Annotated in this window: 23 protein-coding genes; 1 reads left to right on the top strand and 22 read right to left on the bottom strand. The window is 72.9% G+C overall.

The window, feature by feature from the left end; translation table 11 throughout:
- From VFJ21_00855 to VFJ21_00810, 10 genes are all read right to left on the bottom strand, one after another.
- Positions 1-857 (bottom strand): Clp protease N-terminal domain-containing protein (locus VFJ21_00855; protein ID HET7405672.1); only part of this gene is annotated, 857 nt, incomplete at its 3' end.
- A 291-nt stretch (positions 858-1,148) separates the two neighbouring features.
- The gene (locus VFJ21_00850; GenBank protein ID HET7405671.1) at positions 1,149-1,499 is read right to left on the bottom strand and encodes an Lsr2 family protein; all 351 of its coding nucleotides are present in this window, start codon (positions 1,497-1,499) and stop codon (positions 1,149-1,151) included.
- Between the two features lie 120 nt (positions 1,500-1,619).
- Positions 1,620-3,152, bottom strand: a complete 1,533-nt coding sequence (gene lysX / locus VFJ21_00845) for a bifunctional lysylphosphatidylglycerol synthetase/lysine--tRNA ligase LysX (GenBank protein HET7405670.1) — start codon at positions 3,150-3,152, stop codon at positions 1,620-1,622.
- A complete protein-coding gene (locus VFJ21_00840; GenBank protein ID HET7405669.1) occupies positions 3,149-3,955 on the bottom strand; it encodes a type III pantothenate kinase in 807 nt (268 codons plus the stop codon). Before VFJ21_00840 ends, lysX begins: the two co-directional genes overlap by 4 nt.
- Positions 3,955-4,824: a carboxylating nicotinate-nucleotide diphosphorylase gene (gene nadC / locus VFJ21_00835; protein ID HET7405668.1), complete on the bottom strand. Its 870-nt coding sequence runs from the start codon at positions 4,822-4,824 to the stop codon at positions 3,955-3,957. Before nadC ends, VFJ21_00840 begins: the two co-directional genes overlap by 1 nt.
- Before the next feature lie 26 nt (positions 4,825-4,850).
- On the bottom strand, positions 4,851-6,497 hold the full coding sequence (locus tag VFJ21_00830; GenBank protein ID HET7405667.1) for an L-aspartate oxidase: 1,647 nt from the start codon (positions 6,495-6,497) through the stop codon (positions 4,851-4,853).
- Positions 6,494-7,402 (bottom strand): DUF2520 domain-containing protein, encoded by a 909-nt coding sequence (locus VFJ21_00825; GenBank protein ID HET7405666.1) that lies wholly within the window; start codon positions 7,400-7,402, stop codon positions 6,494-6,496. Before VFJ21_00825 ends, VFJ21_00830 begins: the two co-directional genes overlap by 4 nt.
- A gap of 86 nt (positions 7,403-7,488) precedes the next feature.
- Positions 7,489-8,427 (bottom strand): ABC transporter substrate-binding protein, encoded by a 939-nt coding sequence (locus VFJ21_00820; protein ID HET7405665.1) that lies wholly within the window; start codon positions 8,425-8,427, stop codon positions 7,489-7,491.
- Between the two features lie 179 nt (positions 8,428-8,606).
- Positions 8,607-9,323 (bottom strand): ABC transporter permease, encoded by a 717-nt coding sequence (locus VFJ21_00815; GenBank protein HET7405664.1) that lies wholly within the window; start codon positions 9,321-9,323, stop codon positions 8,607-8,609.
- Positions 9,320-10,012, bottom strand: a complete 693-nt coding sequence (locus tag VFJ21_00810) for an ABC transporter permease subunit (GenBank protein ID HET7405663.1) — start codon at positions 10,010-10,012, stop codon at positions 9,320-9,322. Before VFJ21_00810 ends, VFJ21_00815 begins: the two co-directional genes overlap by 4 nt.
- Here VFJ21_00810 and VFJ21_00805 point away from each other — a divergent pair, their 5' ends adjacent.
- Positions 10,013-10,981, top strand: coding sequence for an ATP-binding cassette domain-containing protein (locus tag VFJ21_00805; protein HET7405662.1), 969 nt, complete (start codon positions 10,013-10,015; stop codon positions 10,979-10,981).
- A 16-nt stretch (positions 10,982-10,997) separates the two neighbouring features.
- Here VFJ21_00805 and VFJ21_00800 read toward each other — a convergent pair whose 3' ends face one another.
- From VFJ21_00800 to tilS, 12 genes are all read right to left on the bottom strand, one after another.
- Positions 10,998-11,318, bottom strand: coding sequence for a hypothetical protein (locus VFJ21_00800; GenBank protein HET7405661.1), 321 nt, complete (start codon positions 11,316-11,318; stop codon positions 10,998-11,000).
- A gap of 52 nt (positions 11,319-11,370) precedes the next feature.
- Positions 11,371-11,844 carry a DUF3180 domain-containing protein gene (locus tag VFJ21_00795; protein HET7405660.1) on the bottom strand — a complete coding sequence of 158 codons (474 nt, stop codon included), beginning with the start codon at positions 11,842-11,844 and terminating at the stop codon, positions 11,371-11,373.
- Positions 11,841-12,329: a 2-amino-4-hydroxy-6-hydroxymethyldihydropteridine diphosphokinase gene (gene folK, locus VFJ21_00790; protein HET7405659.1), complete on the bottom strand. Its 489-nt coding sequence runs from the start codon at positions 12,327-12,329 to the stop codon at positions 11,841-11,843. Before folK ends, VFJ21_00795 begins: the two co-directional genes overlap by 4 nt.
- Before the next feature lie 14 nt (positions 12,330-12,343).
- Positions 12,344-12,706, bottom strand: coding sequence for a dihydroneopterin aldolase (folB, locus tag VFJ21_00785; GenBank protein ID HET7405658.1), 363 nt, complete (start codon positions 12,704-12,706; stop codon positions 12,344-12,346).
- The gene (locus VFJ21_00780; GenBank protein HET7405657.1) at positions 12,703-13,161 is read right to left on the bottom strand and encodes a nuclear transport factor 2 family protein; all 459 of its coding nucleotides are present in this window, start codon (positions 13,159-13,161) and stop codon (positions 12,703-12,705) included. The genes folB and VFJ21_00780 overlap by 4 nt, the downstream gene beginning before the upstream one ends.
- Complete coding sequence (gene folP, locus VFJ21_00775; protein ID HET7405656.1) at positions 13,158-13,955, bottom strand: dihydropteroate synthase; 798 nt, start codon at positions 13,953-13,955, stop codon at positions 13,158-13,160. The genes VFJ21_00780 and folP overlap by 4 nt, the downstream gene beginning before the upstream one ends.
- Positions 13,956-14,078: 123 nt before the next feature.
- Entirely contained in the window at positions 14,079-14,657 is a 579-nt protein-coding gene (folE, locus tag VFJ21_00770; protein ID HET7405655.1) for a GTP cyclohydrolase I FolE, read from the bottom strand.
- Complete coding sequence (ftsH, locus tag VFJ21_00765; GenBank protein ID HET7405654.1) at positions 14,647-16,818, bottom strand: ATP-dependent zinc metalloprotease FtsH; 2,172 nt, start codon at positions 16,816-16,818, stop codon at positions 14,647-14,649. Before ftsH ends, folE begins: the two co-directional genes overlap by 11 nt.
- A gap of 196 nt (positions 16,819-17,014) precedes the next feature.
- Entirely contained in the window at positions 17,015-18,406 is a 1,392-nt protein-coding gene (locus tag VFJ21_00760) for a hypothetical protein (protein ID HET7405653.1), read from the bottom strand.
- Positions 18,403-19,683 carry a glycosyltransferase 87 family protein gene (locus tag VFJ21_00755; GenBank protein HET7405652.1) on the bottom strand — a complete coding sequence of 427 codons (1,281 nt, stop codon included), beginning with the start codon at positions 19,681-19,683 and terminating at the stop codon, positions 18,403-18,405. The genes VFJ21_00760 and VFJ21_00755 overlap by 4 nt, the downstream gene beginning before the upstream one ends.
- A gap of 34 nt (positions 19,684-19,717) precedes the next feature.
- On the bottom strand, positions 19,718-20,296 hold the full coding sequence (gene hpt / locus VFJ21_00750) for a hypoxanthine phosphoribosyltransferase (GenBank protein HET7405651.1): 579 nt from the start codon (positions 20,294-20,296) through the stop codon (positions 19,718-19,720).
- Positions 20,262-21,239, bottom strand: coding sequence for a tRNA lysidine(34) synthetase TilS (tilS, locus tag VFJ21_00745; GenBank protein HET7405650.1), 978 nt, complete (start codon positions 21,237-21,239; stop codon positions 20,262-20,264). Before tilS ends, hpt begins: the two co-directional genes overlap by 35 nt.

The raw sequence follows: 21,239 nt of genomic DNA, 5'->3' as shown, positions 1-21,239 counted from the left end.
TGCATCTCGTCGATGAACAGCACGATGCCGCCGTCCGACGCGGTCACTTCGTTCAGAACGGCTTTCAGCCGCTCCTCGAACTCGCCGCGATATTTCGCGCCCGCGATCAGCGCGCCCATGTCGAGCGCGAGCAGCTTCTTGTCGGCGAGGCCTTCCGGCACGTCACCGTTGACGATGCGCTGCGCCAGACCCTCGACGATGGCGGTCTTGCCGACGCCCGGCTCACCGATCAGCACCGGGTTGTTCTTGGTGCGCCGGGACAGCACCTGCATCAGCCGCTCGATCTCCTTCTCGCGGCCGATGACCGGGTCGAGCTTGCCCTCGCGAGCGTTCTGGGTGAGGTTGCGACCGAACTGGTCGAGCACCAGCGAGGTGGACGGGGTGCCCTCCTGCGTGCTGCTGCCGGCCGGCTCCTTGGCCTGGTAGCCGTTGAGCAGCTGGATGACCTGCTGGCGGACCCGGTTGAGGTCCGCGCCCAGCTTCACCAGCACCTGCGCCGCGACGCCCTCACCCTCGCGGATCAGGCCGAGCAGAATGTGCTCGGTGCCGATGTAGTTGTGGCCGAGCTGCAGCGCCTCGCGCAGCGACAGCTCGAGGACCTTCTTGGCGCGCGGGGTGAACGGGATGTGCCCGCTGGGAGCCTGCTGGCCCTGGCCGATGATCTCCTCGACCTGCTGGCGGACGCCCTCGAGCGAGATGCCCAGCGACTCGAGTGCCTTGGCGGCGACGCCTTCGCCCTCGTGGATCAGGCCGAGCAGGATGTGCTCGGTGCCGATGTAGTTGTGGTTGAGCATCCTGGCCTCTTCCTGGGCCAGGACAACGACGCGTCTCGCGCGGTCGGTGAACCTCTCGAACATGTGCGCTCCTCAAGAGCGGTCGGGAGAGCCGCAGCTCTTCCTTCCGCATGCTAGACCCGCGGCGACCGGGCTCCTACCCGCGCGCACGGTGACATGCACAACCCTCGGCAGCCGCCGAGGATTCCCTGACAGAACTCACCACAGAGAACACAAAAGATCGAGAACGCCGCGGCTGTCGATGCCCGGCAACGCGGCTGGCGCGACAGCCGCAAGGCCGCAGGGAGCGCGGTGTGTGCCCGGAGGGCACACAAGCGACCGAGAACGCCGCGGCTGTCGATGCCAGGCGCGTTGCTAGTGGGAGGCGTCGTATTGGGCGAGGATGTCGGCGGAGATCCGGCCGCGCTCGCTGACCCGCAGCCCCCGCTCGCGGGCCCACTCGCGGATCGCGGCGGTGTCGCGGCCGCTGCGGCCGGCACCGGCCGGCCGGCCACGACGACGGGACGTGCCGGGGGTGGTCCGGCCACCAGCCCGCCGGGCCGCCCCCACGTAACCGGCGAGCGCGTCACGCATCTGGTCGGCGTGAGCCGCGCACAGGTCGATCTCGTAGGCGGCGCCGTCGAGCGAGAACGCCACCGTCTCCTCGCCGGGGGTCTCGTCGTCGTGAAGGTCGCACACCAACAGGACCTGAACGCGTTGCGCCATTGTGAATAACCTCTCGAAGAATGTCGGAAAATGCGTTGACCACGTCCACGATAGAGCGTGAACGGGAAAGACGACAATACGACCGGCGCGGAGTTGTGGGAAATCCGCCCGGCTATTCCGTCATTCGGGCCGCACCAGCGGAAAAAGAATCGTCTCCCGGATGTTGACGCCGGTGAGCAGCATCATCAGCCGGTCGACGCCCAGGCCCATGCCGCCCATGGGCGGGGCCCCGTACTCGAGAGCTCGCAGGAAGTCCTCGTCGAGCACCATCGCCTCGGGGTCGCCGCCCGCGGCCCGCAGCGACTGCTCGGTGAGCCGGTCGCGCTGCTCGACCGGGTCGACGAGCTCGGAGTAGGCGGGCGCGAGCTCGACCCCACCGATGATGAGGTCCCACGCCTCGGCCAGCCGGGGATCGTCGCGGTGGGGGCGGGCCAGCGGCCGCACCTCGGCGGGGTAGTCCTTGACGAACGTCGGCTCGCGCAGCGTGTGCTCGACCAGCTTCTCGTAGAGCTCGAGCACGATGTCGCCCGCGCCCCAGTCGGGTCGCAGCGCCACGTCGTGCGTGGCAGCGAGCGCGCGCAGCTTCTCCGCCGGGGTGCCCGGGTCGACGGTCTCGCCCACGACGCCCGACACCGCATCGTGGACCGTCACCGTGCGCCACGGCCCGGACAGGTCGATCTCCCCGCCGGAGCCGTCGGGGACGACCGGTGACCCGTTGACCGCGTCGGCCGCGTCGAGCACGAGCGCCCGGGTGAGGTCGGCCATCGTGTCGTAGTCGCCGTAGGCCTCGTAGGCCTCCAGCATCGTGAACTCCGGGCTGTGCGTCGCGTCGACGCCCTCGTTGCGGAAGATCCGACCGATCTCGAACACCCGCTCCACCCCGCCGACGACGAGCCGCTTGAGGTGCAGCTCGATGGCGATGCGCAGGGTCATCGGCAGGTCGAACGCGTTGAGGTGGGTGCTGAAGGGCCGGGCGGCGGCCCCGCCGTGCACCAGCTGCAGGATCGGCGTCTCCACCTCGACGAAGCGGCGGCCGCGGAGGGTGGCACGCAGGGATGCGAGCACCTTGTCGCGGACCTCGACCATGCGCCGCGCCTCGGGGTTGCCGATGAGGTCGACGTAGCGCTGGCGCACCCGGGCCTCGGGATCGGCGAGCCCGTGCCACTTCTCCGGCAGCGGGCGCAACGCCTTGCTCGTGAGCACCCAGCGGTCGGCCCGCACCGACAGCTCGCCCCGCCGGCTCGTGATGACCTCGCCCTCGACGCCGACGTGGTCGCCGAGGTCGACGTCGTTCTTCCACCGCGCGAGGGCCTCCGGCCCGGTCGCGTCGGCGGTGAGCATGACCTGCAGGTCGCCGCTGCCGTCGCGGATCGTCGCAAACGCGATCTTTCCGGACGGACGGTTCAGGACGACCCGTCCTGCCACCGACGCGCGTTCGCCGGTCGCGGTGTCGGGCGCGAGGTCGCGGTGTCGCTGCCGGAGCTCGGCGATCGTTGCCGTACGCCGGAACCCCAGCGGGTAGGGGTCGACGCCGTCGGCCCGCAGCCGGTCGCGCTTGGCGCGGCGTACCCGCATCTGCTCCGGCAGGTCGTCGCTCGGGGGTTGCGGGTCGGCCACGACCGCGAGCCTATGACGGGCGCCGCACGCGCTCAGGTGCCGGCGATGTGGTGCAGGACCGGGCCCGGGCCGCTGGTGCGCGGCTCGATGTTCTTGTGGAAGACGATGCGCAGGCCGATCAGCGTGAGCTCGGGCTCGTAGTGCTGGAGCGTCTCGCTCTCCCCGAGCACCAGCGGCGCGAGGCCACCGGTCGCGACGACCGTGGCCTTCTCGCCGAGCTCGGCCTCGATGCGCCGGACCAGCCCGTCGACCTGGCCGGCGAAGCCGTAGAGGATGCCCGACTGCAGCGCCTCGGTGGTCGTCTTGGCGATCACCGAACGCGGCCGGGCCAGCTCGACCTTGAACAGCCGAGCGCCACGGGAGGCGAGCGCGTCGACGCTGATCTCGATGCCGGGGGCGAGAGCACCGCCGAGGAACTCGCCCTTCGCGGAGACGACGTCGAAGTTCGTCGACGTGCCGAAGTCGACGACGATCGCCGGTCCGCCGTAGATCGTGAACGCCGCGAGGGAGTTGACGATGCGGTCGGCGCCGACCTCGCGAGGGTTGTCGTAGAGCAGCGGTACGCCGGTCTTGACCCCTGGCTCCACGATGACCGCCGGCACCTTCGCGTAGTAGCGGGTCAGCACGCTACGCATCTCGTGCAGCACCGCCGGCACGGTGGAGCAGACCGCGACCCCGTCGGGCACCGGATGGCGCTCGAGCAGCCCGCGGAACAGCAGCGCCAGCTCGTCGGCGGTGGCGCGCGCGTCGGTCTTGACCCGCCACGAGTCGGTCAGGCGCTCCCCGTCGAAGAGCCCGAGGACGGTGTTGGTGTTACCGACGTCGACGGCGAGCAGCATCAGTCGCTCCCAGGGGCGGTGTCGTGCAGGTCGAGCCCGATGTCGAGCACGGGCGCCGAGTGTGTCAGCGCTCCGACGGACAGGTAGTCGACGCCGGTCTCCGCGACCGCCCGCGCGCAGTCCAGGGTCAGCCCGCCGGTCGCCTCGATCTGCGCGCGCCCGGCCGCGGCGGCGACCGCCTCCCGCAGCGCGTCGACGCCCATGTTGTCGCAGAGCAGGAACGTCGCCCCCGCGTCGAGCGCCTCGCGCACCTGGCCGACCGTGTCGCACTCGACCTGCACGTCGACGTCGGGGAAGTTCGCGCGCACGGCGGCGAAGGCCGCCCCGACACCGCCGGCCGCGATGACGTGGTTGTCCTTGACCAGCGCCGCGTCGTACAGCCCCATCCGCTTGTTGGCGCCGCCGCCGCAGCGCACGGCGTACTTCTCCAGCGCGCGCAGGCCAGGCGTCGTCTTGCGGGTGTCGAGAATCGTCGCCGTGGTGCCCTCGACCGCCTCGACCCAGCGCCGGGTCAGGGACGCGATCCCCGACAGGTGGCAGAGCAGGTTGAGCGCGGTGCGCTCGGCGGTGAGCAGAGCCCGGGTCAGCGCGGTGGCGGACAGAAGCACCTGGCCGGGGCGCACCGGGTCGCCGTCCTGCACGTGCTGGGTGACGAGGACCGAGTCGTCACTCGCGATCTCGAGGACGGCGACCACGACCGGCAATCCGGCCACCACGCCCTCGCCGCGGACGACGAAGTCGCCGGTGCCCTCTGCGTCGAACGGCACGGTCGCGACGCTCGTGACGTCGAGGCCGTCGCCGAGATCCTCGTCGAGCGCGCGCCGGACGACCTCCTCGACGTAGGCCGGATCGAGCCCGGCCGCCCGCAGCGCCTCGGCTCTCGCCCCGGTAAGCGTCACTGCACCGCCTCCTCGCGGACGCGCAGCGAGCCGTCGGGCTCGCGGCGGGTGAGCAGGTGGACCCGCCACCGCGGATCGGGCTGCGGGAAGTCGTCACGCCAGTGCGAGCCACGGGTCTCCTCGCGCACCCGGGCCGCGGTGACGAGGGTGGTCGCGACCGTGTGCAGGTTGGCCGCCTCCCAGGACTCGGGACGCACCTCGTGCGCCTGCCGCCGGCCGAGCTCGTCGAGGGTCTTCGCCGTGGCGTCGAGACTGTCGGCGCTGCGCAGCACGCCGGCGCCGTCGGTCATGGCCCGGGCCAGCTCCGGCCGGATCGCGCCGTCGAGGACGAGCGCCGGACCGGTCGGCTCGCTGGGCTGCACGAGGGGTGGCAGCGCGGCGCCGATGTCGTCGGCGATGCGGCGGGCGAAGACCAGGCCCTCGAGCAGCGAGTTGGACGCGAGCCGGTTCGCGCCGTGCACGCCCGTGCAGGCGACCTCGCCGCAGGCGTAGAGCCCGGCCACGGTGGTGCGGCCGGACAGGTCGGTGCGGACGCCGCCCGAGGCGTAGTGGGCGGCCGGCGCGACCGGCACGAGGTCGGTGGCCGGGTCGATGCCGATCTCGCGGCAGTTGGCGATGAGCGTGGGGAAGCGCCGGTGCAGCATGTCGGCGCCCAGCGGCCTGGCGTCGAGGTAGAGGTGCTCCACGCCGAGCTCGGCCATCCGGCGGCTCATGGCCTTGGCGACCACGTCGCGGGGAGCGAGGTCGGCCAGCGGGTGCACGCCTTCCATCACCCTCGCTCCGGACGCGTCGCGCAGCACCGCGCCCTCGCCCCGCAGCGCCTCGGTCACCAGCGGCTGCTGGCCACGCCCTCTGCCATGGGAGTCGCTCGGCGACTCAGCCGCACCGGTCCACAGCGCCGTGGGGTGGAACTGCACGAACTCGAGGTCCGCCACCTCCGCTCCCGCGCGCAGGGCGAGTGCCACTCCGTCGCCGGTCGAGACGACCGGGTTGGTGGTCGAGGCGTAGATCTGACCCATCCCGCCGGAGGCCAGCACGACCGCGCGGGCGAGGACCGCGCCGACGCCGTCGCGGCTGCCCTCGCCGAGGACGTGCAGGGTCACGCCGGCCGCGCGACCGTCGGACGCCCGCAGCAGGTCGATGACGAGCGCGTGCTCGATGACCTCGATGTCGGGGGCGGCTCTCACCGCGGCGATCAGCGCGCGCTCGATCTCTGCGCCCGTCGCGTCGCCGCCGGCGTGCGCGATGCGCCGCTGCAGGTGGCCGCCCTCGCGGGTGAGCTGGAGCCGCCCGGCCTCGTCGGTGTCGAAGCGGGTGCCGAGACGGATCAGCTCCCGTACCCGGTCCGGACCCTCGGTGACCAGCACCCGCACGGCCGGCTCGTCGCACAGGTCGACCCCGGCGACCAGCGTGTCGTGCAGGTGTCTCTCCGGCGAGTCGTCGGGGCTCAGCGCGGCCGCGATGCCGCCCTGCGCCCAGCGGGTGGAACCCGCGTCGAGCAGCGCCTTCGTGACGAGCATCACCCGCCCGTGCGGCCGGCACCGCAGCGCGGCGGTGAGCCCGGCGATACCGCTGCCGATGACGACGACGTCGGCCTCGGCGCTCCAGCCGGGCGCGGGCGCGGCGAGCCGGCCGGGGATCACGCGGCCGCTCCGTTGCCGGCGAGCACGTCCAGCAGGGCCGCGGCCCGCGCCGGGTCGAGCCGGCCGGCGGCCAGCGCGCGGTCGGCGGTGAGCCTGGCCATGGCGACGTAGGCCGGCACCGCCTCGGGCGCCGCCCGGCGCAGGGCGTCGAGGTGTGCGGCGACCGTGCCGGCGTCGCCGCGGGCGACCGGACCGGTCAGCGCCGCGTCGCCGCCACGCAGCGTGTTGTCGAGCGCGGCGCCCAGCAACGGCGCGAGCATCCGCATGGGCTCGTCGACGCCGGCGGCGCGCAGCAGGTCCGCCGACTGGGCGACCAGGGTGACGAGATGGTTGGCGCCGTTGGCCAGCGCAGCGTGGTAGAGCGTGCGCATCTCCTCGGGCACCCAGACCGGCTCGGCGCCCATCTCGATGACCAGTGCCTCGGCCACCGGCCGCAGCGACTCGGGGGCGGTCACGCCGAACGACGCGCCGGACAGCCGTTCCAGGTCGACCGAGGTGCCGGTGAAGGTCATCACCGGGTGCAGCGCCAGCGGCAGCGCACCGCGGCGAGTGAGCGGGTCCAGCAGTCCGAGCCCGTAGCGGCCGCTGGTGTGCACGACCAGCTGGCCCGGGCGCACCGCGTCGGTGCCCGCCAGCCCGTCGACCAGGCCGGGCAGCTCGTCGTCGGGCACGGTCAGCAGCGCGAGTGCGCAACGAGCGAGCACGTCCGGCACCCCGAGCAGGGGCACGCCGGGCAGCAGGTCGTCGGCCCGGCGGCGCGATGCCCGGGACACCCCGGAGGCAGCGGTCACCGCGTGCCCGGCGCGCGCCAGCGCCGCACCGAGCGTCGCCCCGACCCGGCCCACGCCGATGACGCCGACCGTGAGCCTGCCTGGCCGGTCGGCCGGGGTGCGCGGCAGCGACATGTCGGGTCCGGGAGCGTGACGATGATCTGGAACCGCCAGGCTACCCAGCGCCCCGAGCGCGGGCGCCGCGTGACTTCGACCGGGTCCTAGCCCAGCAGCCCCGACTGCTGGAGGAACTGCTGTGCCACCTGTTCGGGCTTGGCGTGCTGCACCTGGACGGCCTTGTTCATCTGCACCAGCGCGTCCTCGGTGAGCTTCTGGTCGACCGCGTTGAGCGCGCTCTTCAGCGCTGCGCCGGCGACCTTGGTGTTGACGATCGGCACGATGTTGTCGGAGAGCTGGAGGTTCTTGTCGTCGTCGAGGACGACGAGCCCCTGGGCCGTCACGGTGGGGTCGGAGGTGAAGACCTCACCCACGTCGACCTTGCCGTCCTTGATGGCCGCGATCGTCAGCGGGCCACCGGCGTCGAGCGGCACGAACTTCGAGACCTGGATGCCGTAGGTCGACTTCAAGCCCTGCAGGCAGTAGGGGCGCTGCGGGCACTCCGGCGGGCCACCGACGGAGACCGGGTGCTGCTTGGAGTAGGTCGCGAGGTCCGAGAGCGACGTGAGGTTGTGCTGCTTGGCGAACGTCTCGGTGACCGCGAACGCGTCCTTGTCGGTGGCCGGTGCCGGGTCGAGCGCGACCAGCGAGGTGGGCAGCAGCTTGCGCAGCGCCTGCATGGTCGTGTCGATGTCGCCGGCCGCCGGGCTCTGCGCGTTGGGGCCGTTCTTCTTGCCGTTGATGTAGGTCGTGAGCGTCGCGGCGTACTCCGGCACGACGTCGATCTGCCCGGCGGTCAGCGCCGGGTAGACGACGTCCCGCGCGCCGAGCTGCTTGACCGACGTGGTGTAGCCGCACTGCTGCAGCGCGGCTGCGTAGATGGTCGCGAGCAGCTGCGACTCGCTGAAGTTGAACGCCCCGACCGTGACGTTGCCGCTGCCCTTGGTCTGGCACAGCGCGCTGGCCGACGACGACGACGTCCCCTGCTTCACCGGAGCGTTGGAGCCTCCGCTGCTGCCACCGCACGCAACCAGAGCGAGCATGCCGGCCACAGCCACTGCCGCCCACCCGGTGACCCTACGTAGGCCCGTCGACCGCCGGCCTCGCCAACCTGCACGCATCGCGCCGCCCTCCGCCGTTCTGTGTCCCGGAACCGCGGTTCCGCGTGTCCTGGCGGGCAAGCCCGCGCGAGCACAGCCTTGCACACGGCGGCGCCCGCGAGTCACGCGACGGCGGTGCCGGAGCGCGCGACCGGGGCCTCCGCGGCCGGGGCGACGGCACCACCGAACGACGCGTGCAGCCGCCGCTGCGCCCACGCCAGCAGCCCTTCCAGGAGGATCGCGGTGATCGCGACGACGATCGCGCCTCCGTAGACCTGGCCGTAGTCCTGGATCGCGTAGCCGTCGACGATGAAGCGGCCGAGCCCGCCGCTGCCCACGATGGCGGCAAGGGTCGCCGTCGCCCAGACCTGCACGGCCGCGATGCGGACGCCGGCCGCGATGAGCGGGAGCGCCAGCGGCAGCTCGACCCGCCAGAGCACCTGCCACGAGGTCATGCCCATCGCGACGGCCGACAGGCGGACGTCGGCGTCGACCTCCCTGATGCCGGTGTAGGCGTTCGTCACCAGGGGCGGTAGCGCGAAGATGACCAGCGCGGCGACCGCTGCGCTCGTGCCCACGCCGAGCGGCCCGACCGCGAACAGGATCAGCACGCCGAGCACCGGCACCGAACGGCCGGCGTTGGCGAGGCTGGACGCGATCCACCCCCCGCGGCGCAGCCGGGCGAGCCCGACGCCGAGCGGCAGCGCCACCACGGCGGCCAGGGCCAGCGTGACCGCGCAGATCGCCGCGTGCTGCCCGAGCCGGGCCGGCACGCCGTACTGCCCCGTCCACGACGAGCCGCTGCCCAGGAAGTGCCAGATCTGGCTGGGGATGCTCACGGCCCGGCCCTCCGCCGCTGCCAGGGGGTGACCAGCCGCTGCAGGCCGAGCAGCAGCCCGTCGGCGACCAGCGCCAGCAGCACGGTCAGCAGGATGTAGGTCGTGATCTCGGCCTTGTAGAAGTTGTTGCGGAACCCTTCGAGGATGTAGGCGCCGAAGCCGCCTTGGCCGACGTAGCCGCCGATGACGACGAGCTCGATCGTGGACACCGTGGCGATCCGCAGCCCGGCGATGACCGCCGGGAGCGCGAGCGGCAGCTGCACCCGTAGCAGCACCTGAGCCGGCGACAGCCCCATGCCGCGCGCCGACTCGAGCGTCTCTGCGGGGACGTCGTCGAGCCCGGTCAGGATGTTGCGCACGAGGATGATCAGCGTGTAGGCCGCCAGCGGCAGCACGACCGTCCACCGGGCCAGGCCGAACACCGGCTGCAGGGCGACGATCGCGGCCAGCGACGGGACCGCGTAGACCGCGTTGGACAGGCCGAGCACCGCGCCTCGCCGCCAGCGGCTGCGCCGGGCGAGCAGCGCGAGCGGGATCGAGACCGCGAAGCCGATGGCGACCGCCAGCGCCGCGAGGACGACATGCTCGCGCGCGGCAGCCAAGATGGTGTTCGCATGGTCGGGGATGTAGCTCCAGTCGAACCACGAGTTGGACGCGTTGCCGAAGTCGTAGTCGGCCGGGAGGGGCACGTGGGGGACGCTACCGCCGGTGAGCCCATGATCCGGTTCGACCGGGTGGGCAAGCGCTACGCCGACGGCACCGTCGCGGTGCACGAGCTGTCGCTGGACGTGGCGGCGGGCGAGGTCGCCGTGCTCGTCGGCCCGTCAGGGTGCGGCAAGACCACCACGATGAAGATGGTCAACCGGCTGGTCGAGCCGTCGCAGGGCCGCGTCCTGCTGGACGGCGACGACGTCGCCGGTCTCGACCCGGTGCAGCTGCGGCGACGCGTCGGCTACGTGATCCAGCAGGTGGGCCTGTTCCCGCACCAGGACGTGCGCACCAACGTCGCGACCGTGCCGCGGCTGCTCGGCTGGGACCGCGGGCGGATCCGCGCCCGGGTCGGCGAGCTGCTGGAGCTGGTGGGGCTCGACCCGTCGGTGCACGGGCGCCGCTACCCGCACGAGCTGTCCGGCGGCCAGCGGCAGCGCGTGGGCGTGGCGCGAGCGCTGGCCGCGGATCCACCCGTCCTCCTCATGGACGAGCCGTTCGGCGCGGTCGACCCGATCGCCCGCGACCGGCTGCAGGCGGAGTTCCTCCGGCTGCAGGCGCAGGTGCGAAAGACGGTCGTCTTCGTCACCCATGACGTCGAGGAGGCGGTGCGGCTCGCCGACCGGATCGCGGTGCTGCGCGAAGGCGGGGTGCTGGAGCAGTACGCCGCTCCGGCCGAGGTCCTCGGCAGCCCGGCCTCGCCGTTCGTCGCGGAGTTCGTCGGCCCCGACCGAGCGCTGCGCCGCCTGGCGGTCGTGCCGATCGACCGGTCGCTGCTCTCGCCGCCGCAGGAGGCTCAGCTGGTGGAGGTGCCGGCGTCGGCCTCGCTGAAGGACGCGATGTCGGCGCTGCTGGCCGGCGACCACGACGCCGTCAGGGTGGTCGACGGCGACCGCCCGCTGGGCGACCTCACGCTCGAGGCCCTGCACCGCACCCTGCGAGAGGGCTAGCGGTCCTGGCCGAGGCTCACGAACCCACCCGGGGGTCGGGAACGTTGCGCAGGTAGTCGATGAACCGTGCCCGGAACAGCGGCTCGAGCTCACCGAAGCCACCCGCCACCAGCGAGCGCACCACCTCGATGACGTCCTGGATCCCGCTGGCCATGCCGCCGGGAGAGCCGTCCTCGGCCGCGAACTGCTCGCTGGCGGGAAGGTGGCGCAGCAGGTCCCAGAAGAACCCGACGTCACCGTGGTGCTCGGCCGCGTCGAACGCCTGCTCGCGCAGCTCCTCGGTCGAGAACCTGTCGAGCTCCTCGAAGGACCGGCCCGGGCCGGCTGCCTGACTCATGCAGGGAAGGGTAGTGAGAGGCGGCCCCGCTGCCCCGCGCCGCGGGTCTCGGCTAGCTCTCGTCGAGCGACTCGTCGGGCGGCTCGTCGCGTGGCGGCACCCGGCAGGCTCGCTCGAGCAGCAGCGCGGTCACGGACAGCAGGAGCGCCGTGCCGACGCCGGCCCCCGACACCAGTGCGTCGTGGCTGTGCTCCGGAGCGTGGATCTTCTCCCCGACGTAGGCCAGAAAGCCGGCGTAGGCGCCGAGCGCGAGCGCGCCCACGAGCGAGCTCGCCTTCGCCAGCGCGAGCGACCGGGCGACCCACAGCGCCGCCATCGGGCGCACCCGCGGGCTGCCGCGGCGATGCACCCGGCTGCGGATCGCCCAGGCCCAGTAGGCCTCGGCGACGGCCAGCAGGCCGAGCGTCACCGGCGCGTAGGTCGGCAGCGGGGGCAACGAGTCGTAGACGACACCGGTCAGCACCCAGGAGACGACGCCGACCAGCGCCGCCAGCGCTACCAGCCCGAGGACGCTGGTCGGCCTCACGGCGCACCCGGGACACGAAGGACGAGGTCGTCGCGGCGGCGTACGCCGGAGGAGTCGAGCGCGGCGAGCAGCCGAGCCACCGCGCCGTGGCCAGCGAGCTCCGCCGCCTCGTCGACGTCGAGCCAGGGGGCGAGCACGAACGCGCGCTCGTGCGCCCGGGGGTGCGGCAAGGTCAGCTCAGGGTCGTCCGCGACCACGTCGTCGACCGAGACGACGTCGACGTCGAGCGTGCGTGGGCCCCACCGCTCGGTGCGCTGTCGGGCACGCGCCGCCTCGGCCTCCCGGGCCGCCTCGAGCGCGTCCCAGGGGCGTTCGACCGCCGTCAGCAGTACCGCGTTCAGGTAGTCGTCCTGCGGCGGCCCGCCGACCGGCGCCGTCTCGTAGACCGGCGACACGGCCAGCACGCCGAGCCGCCGGTGCACGACGTCAACGGCCGCCTGCAGGTGGGCGAGGCGGTCACCGAGGTTGGACCCGAGCGAGAGCACCACGGGCAGCGTGCTCAACCGCGGGTCCGTCGGATCGTCACCGTGATGTCGTCGACGGCCACGGGCACGGGGGCCTGCGGCTTGTGCACGGTGACCTCGACCGCGGTCACCCGCTCGTCACGCAGGCACGTGTCGGCGAGCCGCTGGGCGAGGGTCTCGATGAGGTCGACGGGGTCGCCTTCGATGACCCGCGACAGCGACAGGGCCAGCTCGCCGTAGTCGATTGCGTCGGCGAGGTCGTCGCTGTTGGCCGCCGGACGCGTATCGACCTCGAGCACCGCGTCGACGACGAAGATCTGGCCGAGCCGCCGCTCCGCCTCGAACACGCCGTGGTAGCCGCGGGTGCGCAGGCCGCGCACCGTCACCTTGTCGGTCATCCCGGCTCCTCCGCCGTGTCACTCGTCGCCGGCCCGCCGAGCACGGGCGACCCGTGGTGCAACCACAGCCGCCAGCCGTCGGCGCGGCGGCGAAAGACGTTCGTCGTCGCGACGGCGGCGGTCTGCATCCCGCCCTCGGTCCCCGCGCCGCCGGGCTCCCCCGCGGCAAGGATGTTCTCCTCGCAGGTGACCACCGCCAGGTCCCCGTCGACCCGGGTCTGCACGTCGGTGACGAAGAACTGGATGTACGCCGTGTTGGCCATGATCATCGACCAGGACCGCAGCACCCGGGCCCGGCCGCGCAGCATCGGCCAGCCCGGGTGCACGCAGGTGATGTCGTCGTCGTCGTCCCAGACGGCGCTCATCCGGTCGATGTCGCGCGCCTCGACCGAGGCGTAGAGCTCGTCGTTGACCGCGGCAACTGCGTCGGCGTCAGGCGGGCCGGAGCGGCTCATCCGGCGTTCCGCACGGCGGCAGCGACCCGCACGGCGTCGGCGTTGGCCGCGACCTCGTGCACCCGCACCCCCCACACCCCGGCGTGCGCCGCGATCGCGGTGACCGCGGCGGTGGCGGCGTCACGTTCGCACACCGGTCGCGGCTCGGCCGCCGCCACCTGGAGCAGCGAGCCGAGGAACGACTTGCGCGACGCGCCGATGAGCACCGGCCGGCCCAGCCCCACGAGCGCGTCGAGATGCGCGAGCAGGGTCCAGTTGTGCGCGCCGGTCTTCGCGAAGCCGAGGCCGGGGTCGAGGATGACGCGGTCGGGATGGACCCCGCCCTCGACGACGGCGTCGAAGCGCTCCTGCAGCTCCGCACAGACCTCGGCGACGACGTCGCCGTAGACGGCACGCGCCTGCATGTCGGAGCTGGGTCCGCGCCAGTGCATGACGACGTAGGGCACTTCGGCCGAGGCGACCAGCGGCACCATATCGGGGTCGGCGAGACCGCCGCTCACATCGTTGACGATGCGAGCACCCGCAGCGATGGCCTTGGCCGCGGTCGTCGCGCGCATCGTGTCGATGCTCACGACCGCGCCGGCCGCCACGAGTGCGGAGACGACCGGCTCGACCCGGCGCCACTCCTCGTCGGCAGTGACCCGTGCGGCGCCGGGCCGGGTCGACTCGCCGCCGACGTCGAGAATGTCCGCACCCGCAGCGAGAAGCGTGAGCCCGTGCCGGATCGCGTCGTCCGGCTCCTCGAAGCTGCCGCCGTCGGAGAACGAGTCGGGCGTGACGTTGATGACGGCCATGACCCGTGCGCGCGCCGGCCCCGGCAGCCCCCGGACGACCGGGTACGCCGGCGCGCCGGGAGAGGGGGTGACAGCGGGCTCGCTCACGCAGGCCACCTTATGAAAAGGAGCGAATCGCCCCGGTCAGCGGCCGAGGATGAGGCTCATCGCCTCGCTGCGGGTCGAGTCGGAGTCGCGGAACTGCCCGCGCACCGCAGAGGTCACGGTGCGCGCGCCCGGCTTGCGGACCCCGCGCAAGGACATGCACAGGTGCTCCGCCTCCACCACGACGATGACGCCGCGCGGCTTGAGCTGTTGCTCGAGGGCGTCGGCGATCTGGGTGGTCAGCCGCTCCTGCACCTGCGGCCGGCGGGCGTAGAGGTCGACCAGCCGGGCGAGCTTGGACAGGCCGGTGATCTGCCCGCTGTCGTTCGGGATGTAGCCGACGTGGGCGTTGCCGAAGAACGGCACCAGATGGTGCTCGCAGAACGCCGCGAACGCGATGTCCTTGACCAGCACCATCTCGTCGTGGTCGGCGTCGAAGACCGTGGTGAGCACGTCACCGGGGTCGGCGTGCAGCCCGGCGAAGACCTCGGCGTACATCCGCGCGACCCGGCCCGGCGTCTCGCGCAGGCCGTCGCGGTCGGGGTCCTCACCGATCGCGGCGAGGATCTCGCCGACCGCACGGGCGATGCGCTCGGTGTCGATCCCGTCAGCGGTCATCGGTGCGTCGGGTGCGCGGGCTGCGACGCTTCTCCTCCGCCGGCGGCTCGGGCTTCGGGGCGCGACCGCCGGCTCGCCGGCCGGACGTCTTGCCGCCCTCGGGCAGCCGACCTCCGGCGACCTTGCCGTTGGCGGTCTTGCCGTTGGTCGCCTTGCCGTTGGTCGCCTTGCCGTTGGTGGCGCGGCCGTTGGTGGCGCGGCCGTTGGTGGTGCGTACGCCGCCGGCGCCGAGCCCGGCGACGTCGTCAGGACCCAGCAGCGCGAGCTCGCCGGCCGTGAGCACCGGAGGCACGTCGGACGGGGCACGGCGCGCGGACGGCATGACCCGCTGCGGCCGCTTGGCGACGGGGGCGAAGATCTCGGTGAGCTCCTCCTTGCCGAGGGTCTCCTTGTCGAGCAGCTTCAGCACGAGGTTGTCGAGCACGTCGCGGTACTCGACGAGGATCTCCCAGGCCTCGTCGTGCGCCCGCTCGACCAGCGCGCGGACCTCGCCGTCGATCTTGGCGGCGATCTCCTCCGAGTAGTCGCGCTGGTGGCCCATGTCGCGGCCGAGGAAGATCTCGCCCTGCTCCTGGCCGAACTTCAGCGCCCCGAGGCTCTCGCTCATGCCGTACTGCGTGACCATGGCGCGGGCGGTCGCCGTCGCCTTCTCGATGTCGTTGGCCGCGCCCGTGGTCGGCTCGTGGAACACCAGCTCCTCGGCCGCCCGCCCGCCGAGGGCGTAGGCGAGGGTGTCCATCATCTCGCTGCGCGTCTGGGTGTACTTGTCCTCGGTCGGCAGCACCATCGTGTAACCGAGGGCGCGGCCGCGCGGCAGGATCGTCACCTTGTGCACGGGGTCGGTGTTGGGCAGTGCGTAGGCGACGAGCGCGTGGCCACCCTCGTGGTAGGCGGTGACCTTCTTCTCCTTGTCGCTCATCACCCGGCTCTTGCGCGTCGGGCCGGCCATCACGCGGTCGATGGCCTCTTCGAGCACGTGCATGGTGATCTGCTTCTCGCTCATGCGCGCGGTCAGCAGTGCCGCCTCGTTGAGGACGTTGGCCAGGTCGGCGCCGGTGAAGCCCGGCGTGCGCCGCGCGATGACGTCGAGGTCGACGTCGGGAGAGATCGGCTTGCCCTTGGCGTGCACCCGCAGGATCGCCTTGCGGCCCTCGAGGTCGGGCCGGTCGACGACGATCTGCCGGTCGAAGCGGCCCGGGCGCAGCAGCGCCGGGTCGAGGATGTCGGGGCGGTTGGTGCCGGCGATGAGGATGACCCCGCTCTTGGGGTCGAAGCCGTCCATCTCGACGAGCAGCTGGTTGAGCGTCTGCTCGCGCTCGTCGTGGCCACCGCCGAGGCCCGCACCGCGGTGCCGGCCGACGGCGTCGATCTCGTCGATGAAGATGATCGCGGGCGCGTTCGTCTTGGCCTGCTCGAACAGGTCGCGCACGCGGCTGGCACCGACACCGACGAACATCTCGACGAAGTCGGAGCCGGAGATCGAGTAGAACGGCACGCCCGCCTCGCCCGCGACGGCCCGGGCCAGCAGGGTCTTGCCGGTGCCGGGCGGGCCGTAGAGCAGCACACCCTTGGGGATCTTGGCGCCGATGGCCTGGAACTTCGCGGGGTTCTCGAGGAACTCCTTGATCTCCTGGAGCTCCTCGATCGCCTCGTCGACCCCGGCGACGTCGGCGAACGTGGTCTTGGGTGTGTCCTTGCTGACGAGCTTGGCCTTGGACTTGCCGAACTGCATGACCCGGCCGCCGCCGCCCTGCATCTGGTTCATGAAGAACAGCAGGAGCAGCACGACGATGACGATCGGCAGCAGGCTGAACAGGATGCCGAGCAGCGGGTTGTCGTGGGAGACCTTGACGTCGTAGGTGACGTTGTTCTTGGCGAGCTCGTTCTCCAGCGGGAGCGCCTGGTCGGTCGCGAAGTCGGCCGAGATCTTGCTCGCACCCTGCACGGTCATGCCGTTGCGCAGGTCGAGCTGGATGCTCTGCTCCTTGTCGAGGATCTGCGCGCTCTGCACCTTGCCGGCGTTGATGGCGCCGACGATCTGCGACGTCTTGACACTCTTGTAGCCGCCGCCGGTGGAGAAGATCCCGCTCAGCGCGAAGACGAGGATGATCGCGATGACGATCCAGAAGACCGGCCCACGGAACGAACGCTTGAGATTCATCGGCTAGGACGCTCTCGCGTCCGTCCCTCCTGCCACGGAAACTCGGTCGGGGTCGGGTCGGGGCGAACCGGTCGCCGAGCACAGCGCCCGTCTCGCCGTAGGTCTGCCACGCCTGCCGTGGTGACAATCGTGGAACTTCTGACGGTACACCGCGGTATCTGTTCAACGCCGGTGTCCGGGCACCTGTTCCGGACGGTCAACCGGCCCGTTCGTAGACCGTGAGCCCGCCGCGGAGCTGCACCACGCGCCGCTCGGGGCCGGCACGCAGGGCACGTTCGAGAGCGGGCCGGGGCGCCGCGGCGGCCTGCCGCCGGTCGACCACGACCACCGGGCTCGTAGCGACCGTCTGCGGCGTCGCGGCGACGACGTCACGATGCGGGAGGTACGCCGAAGCCACGCTCGCGAACCCCCACACGGCGACGCGGCCGTGGGCCGGCACGACGCCCGGGAGCAGCGCGTAGTCGGCGGGCATCTCGGCCGCGACGCGGTGGCCGGCCGACCCGGCCAGCGAGGCCAGCACGGCGAGCCCGGCCAGCGCCGCTGCCCCGGCGAGCCGGTCCCGCAGCGCGAGCCCCCCCGCGCGGCGCAGCATTGCGACCAGGCCGACGGCCGCCAGCAACGTCAGCGGTGGCTGCCAGTCGTAGAAGTAGTAGGGCAGCTTGACGCCGTGGGCGCTCAACGCGGCGAGCGGCACGAGTACGGCGAGGACCAGGGCCAGCGTCGTACGCCGATCGGGGACGAGCCCGACGGTCGCCACCGCGGCGACGACGAGCACCGCGCAGCCGACGCCGTCGTAGGCCTGCCACTGCCACCACAGGTGCGACCACCACGGCGCGTGCAGGTAGTGGTGGCCGGCGACGAGGACCGGGTGGCCGTGGGCCGCCGCGGAGTCCTGGAAGTCGACCATGTAGCGCAGCGCGTCGAGGGCGCCGGTGCCGTAGGGCGCGTAGGCCGCGGCGAAGGCGGCGACCGCGGCGGCGAGCGCGCGCCACCACGCGGCACCGACGAGCACGAGGACCGCAGGCAGGTAGAGAGCACCCGGCACCTTCGTCGCCACGGCGGCGCCGAGCAGCAGCCCGGCCAGCCAGGGTCGTCGCCGGTAGGCCAGGTAGAGCGCCCCGGTCGCCCACGCCGCCATCAGCGGGTCGAGGAACAGGAACCGGTCCAGCCGCACCACCCCGCCCTGGACGGCGTGCGGCAGCAGCGTCCAGGCCGCAAGCGCGACGGCTGCGGCGAGTCGACCGGCGAGTCGCCACGCGAACGCGGCCAAGATCGCGCCGGTCACCAGCGAGGCGACGACGGCGACGACGCGGATGTCAGTGCCCCGGCCGGCGGCGAGCTCGACCACGCCGATGAGGTACTTGCCGAGCGGCGGGTGCTCGCGGTTGGACGTGAGGTTGCCGTGCAGGTAGGCCCAGCCGGCGTCGCGGTAGACGAGCTCGTCGTAGCGCCAGGTCGGCACGCCGAGGTTCGCGAGGTTGAGCCAGAGCGCGACGAGGGCAGCGACCGCGGTCCCCCACGGGAGGAGCCGGCGGGCGCTCTGCCGGTCCGGACGGTCCGGCGCGCGCAGCGTCGGGAGCGCCGTCACGGAGCCACGGTAGTGGAGCCCGCCGCCCGGCTCGGCCTGCCGCGCGCACGGGGAAGCCGCGGGGACCCAGCCCCGGCCGGCGACGAGGACAGCCAGCCGACCGCGAGCAGCAGGCCGCCTGCCGCCAGCGTGACGCCGCTCGCCCAGGGCGGCTCGACCGGGCCGGCGCGCACCCACAGCGGCACGCCCAGGGCCAGGACGAGCGCGGCCGCCAGCGCCCCGACCGCGCGCCGCGCGGGCAGCCCGGCGAGGACGAGGGCGAGCCAGAGCGGCAGCACGTAGGCCGCCTGCCGCCCCGCGACGTAGGCCGCATCGTGCTGCGGTGCCATCGTCGTCCAGACGTCGAGGAAGCAGACCGTGACGAGCAGCCCGCACAGCCACCGCCTGGTCGCTGCCTCCCGGTCGAGCAGCAGCACGGTCAGCGGCCAGCAGCCCAGCACCAGGTCCTGGGGGTGCAGGAACGTGCTCGCCACGAGCGGCCAGCACGCGGCGACCAGCAGCGGACGCTCGTCGGTGCCCCGCCAAGCGGTGCGCACCAGCCACCCGGTCGCGGCAGCCGCGAGCGCGAGCGCGACGGCCAGGGCCGGGTCGTGACCGGTCGCGTGCTGGACGGCCGCGAGCACCGACACCTGGTCCGTGCCGGCGGCCGCCCCCTCCTGCCGGTCGAGCACCGCGTGCCACCACGCGCCGACCAGGTCCTGCCCGGCGAGCAGCGAGGCGGCGGCGACCGTGGCCGCGGAAGAGACCAGTGCGACGGCCAGCAGGCGGGCGCGCCGGTGGACGAGCGCCACGAGCAGCAGCGGGACACCCAGGTAGGGCTTGACCTGGAAGACGAGGCAGCCGGCGAGTCCCGCGAGGAGGTCGTGGCACAGGCCCACACGTCGGTAAGCGGCGTACCAGATCGCGTAGCCCAGCAGCGCGAGCGCGGTCGTCTGGCCGAGGCCGAGCGCGGCGCGTCCCGTCACCGTGAGCAGCACGACGACGGCGAACGCCGCACCCACGACCACCCGCCGGTGCGGGCGGGTGGCGGCGAGCAGCGCCGCGGAGACCACGACGAGGCAGAGCCCCACGGCGATCGCGGTCAGCCGCGCGGTCTCGTAGGAGAGCAGGCTCAGCGGCGCGTAGAGCAGCCCGACGAGCGGCCCGTCGAGGAAGTCGCGGTCGACGTGGTGGCTCGGCAGGTAGGGGCTGTGGCCGTGTGCGACCAGGCCCGCGGCGCGGTAGAACGCCGGGAAGTCGTAGGAGCTGTGCTGCGCCCACCACAGCCCCTGGCCCACCGCGACGACGGCAAGCAGGAGCAGCGCGCAGACGCTAGCGGGAGTAGATCTCCGGTCGCAGCGTGCCGACGAACGGAAGGTTGCGGTAGCGCTCCGCATAGTCCAGCCCGTAGCCCACCACGAACTCGTTGGGGATGTCGAACCCGAGATAGCGCAACGGTACGTCGACCTGGATCGCGTCCGGCTTGCGCAGCAGCGCGAAGACCTCGACCGACGCCGGGTTGCGTGACCGCAGGTTACGCAGCAGCCACGACAGTGTCAGGCCGGAGTCGATGATGTCCTCGACGACGAGCACGTCGCGGCCGGCGATGTCGCGATCGAGGTCCTTGAGGATCCGGACGACGCCCGACGACGTCGTCGACGAGCCGTACGACGACACCGCCATGAACTCCATCGACACCGAGAGGTCGAGCGACCGGGCCAGGTCGGCCATGAGCATGACCGCACCCTTGAGCACCCCGACCAGCAGCACCTCGCGGCCGGCGTAGTCCGCCTCGATCCGGGCGGCGACCTCGATGATCTTCGACGCGATCTCGTCCCGCGAGATCAGCACGGAGGCGATGTCGGGATGCAGCTCGTCAGTCGGAGCAGGGGCTGCGGCCTGGGCGTCCATCGACGACCAGCCTTCCACACCGTCGGGCGGCGCCCAACCCGCCGGGTAGGTGGACCGCTCCCTGCCCGTGCCAGGCGGTGACGAGGGCGTCCACTGCGTCGAGGTGTGCCGCGGCCAGGGCGCCGGCCGGCACGCCCGCATCGAGCAGCAGCCGGCGCAGCACCCGCCCGCGCACGGCGGCCGGCAGGGCGGCGAGCGCCGCGACGTCGTCGGTGTGCTCGCGGGCCGCCCAGGTGTCGAGCGCGGCGTCGTCATCGCGCAGCAACCGCGCGGTGCGAGCGAGCGCCTGCGCAACGCCCGGACCGAGCACGTCTTCCAGCGCAGGAAGGACTTCTGTGCGCACCCGGGAGCGGGTGAAGGCGGGGTCGGCGTTGTGGGGGTCCTGCCAGACCGGCAGTCCGAGCGCCGCGCAGGCAGCCGCGGTGTCAGCTCGCCGCAGCTCGAGGAACGGGCGCCGGTAGCGCCCGCGGGAGGCCGCCATGCCGGCCAGCGACCGAGGCCCCGAGCCGCGGGCCAGGCCCAGCAGGACGGTCTCCGCCTGGTCGTCGAGCGTGTGGCCGAGCAGCACGGCCGCCGCGTCGTTCGTCTCGGCCGCCGCGTCGAGCGCCGCGTAGCGCGCGACCCGAGCCGCTGCCTCCGGCCCGCCGTCGCGGCCCACGCTGACGGTGCAGACGTCGACCGGGTCGAGCCCGAGCTCTCGCGCCAGCGCGACGACCTGCTGCGCGCGGTCGGCGGACCCGGCCTGCAAGCCGTGGTCGACGGTGACCGCGCCCGCGCGCAGCCCGGCCCGAGGCCCCTCGAATGCGGTGGCCGCGGCGAGGGCGACGGAGTCGGCGCCGCCGCTCACCGCGACGAGCACGGTCCGGCCGGCGGGCAGGTCGGCGAGGTAGCGCCGGACGGCGACCCTGGTCGCCGCCACCGCGGGGTGCAGCCGGCCGCCCAC

The organism is Mycobacteriales bacterium (assembly GCA_035690485.1).
In the GTDB taxonomy this organism is placed as follows: Bacteria; Actinomycetota; Actinomycetes; order JAFAQI01; family DASSKL01; genus DASSKL01.
This window is presented reverse-complemented; position numbering and strand designations above follow the sequence as displayed.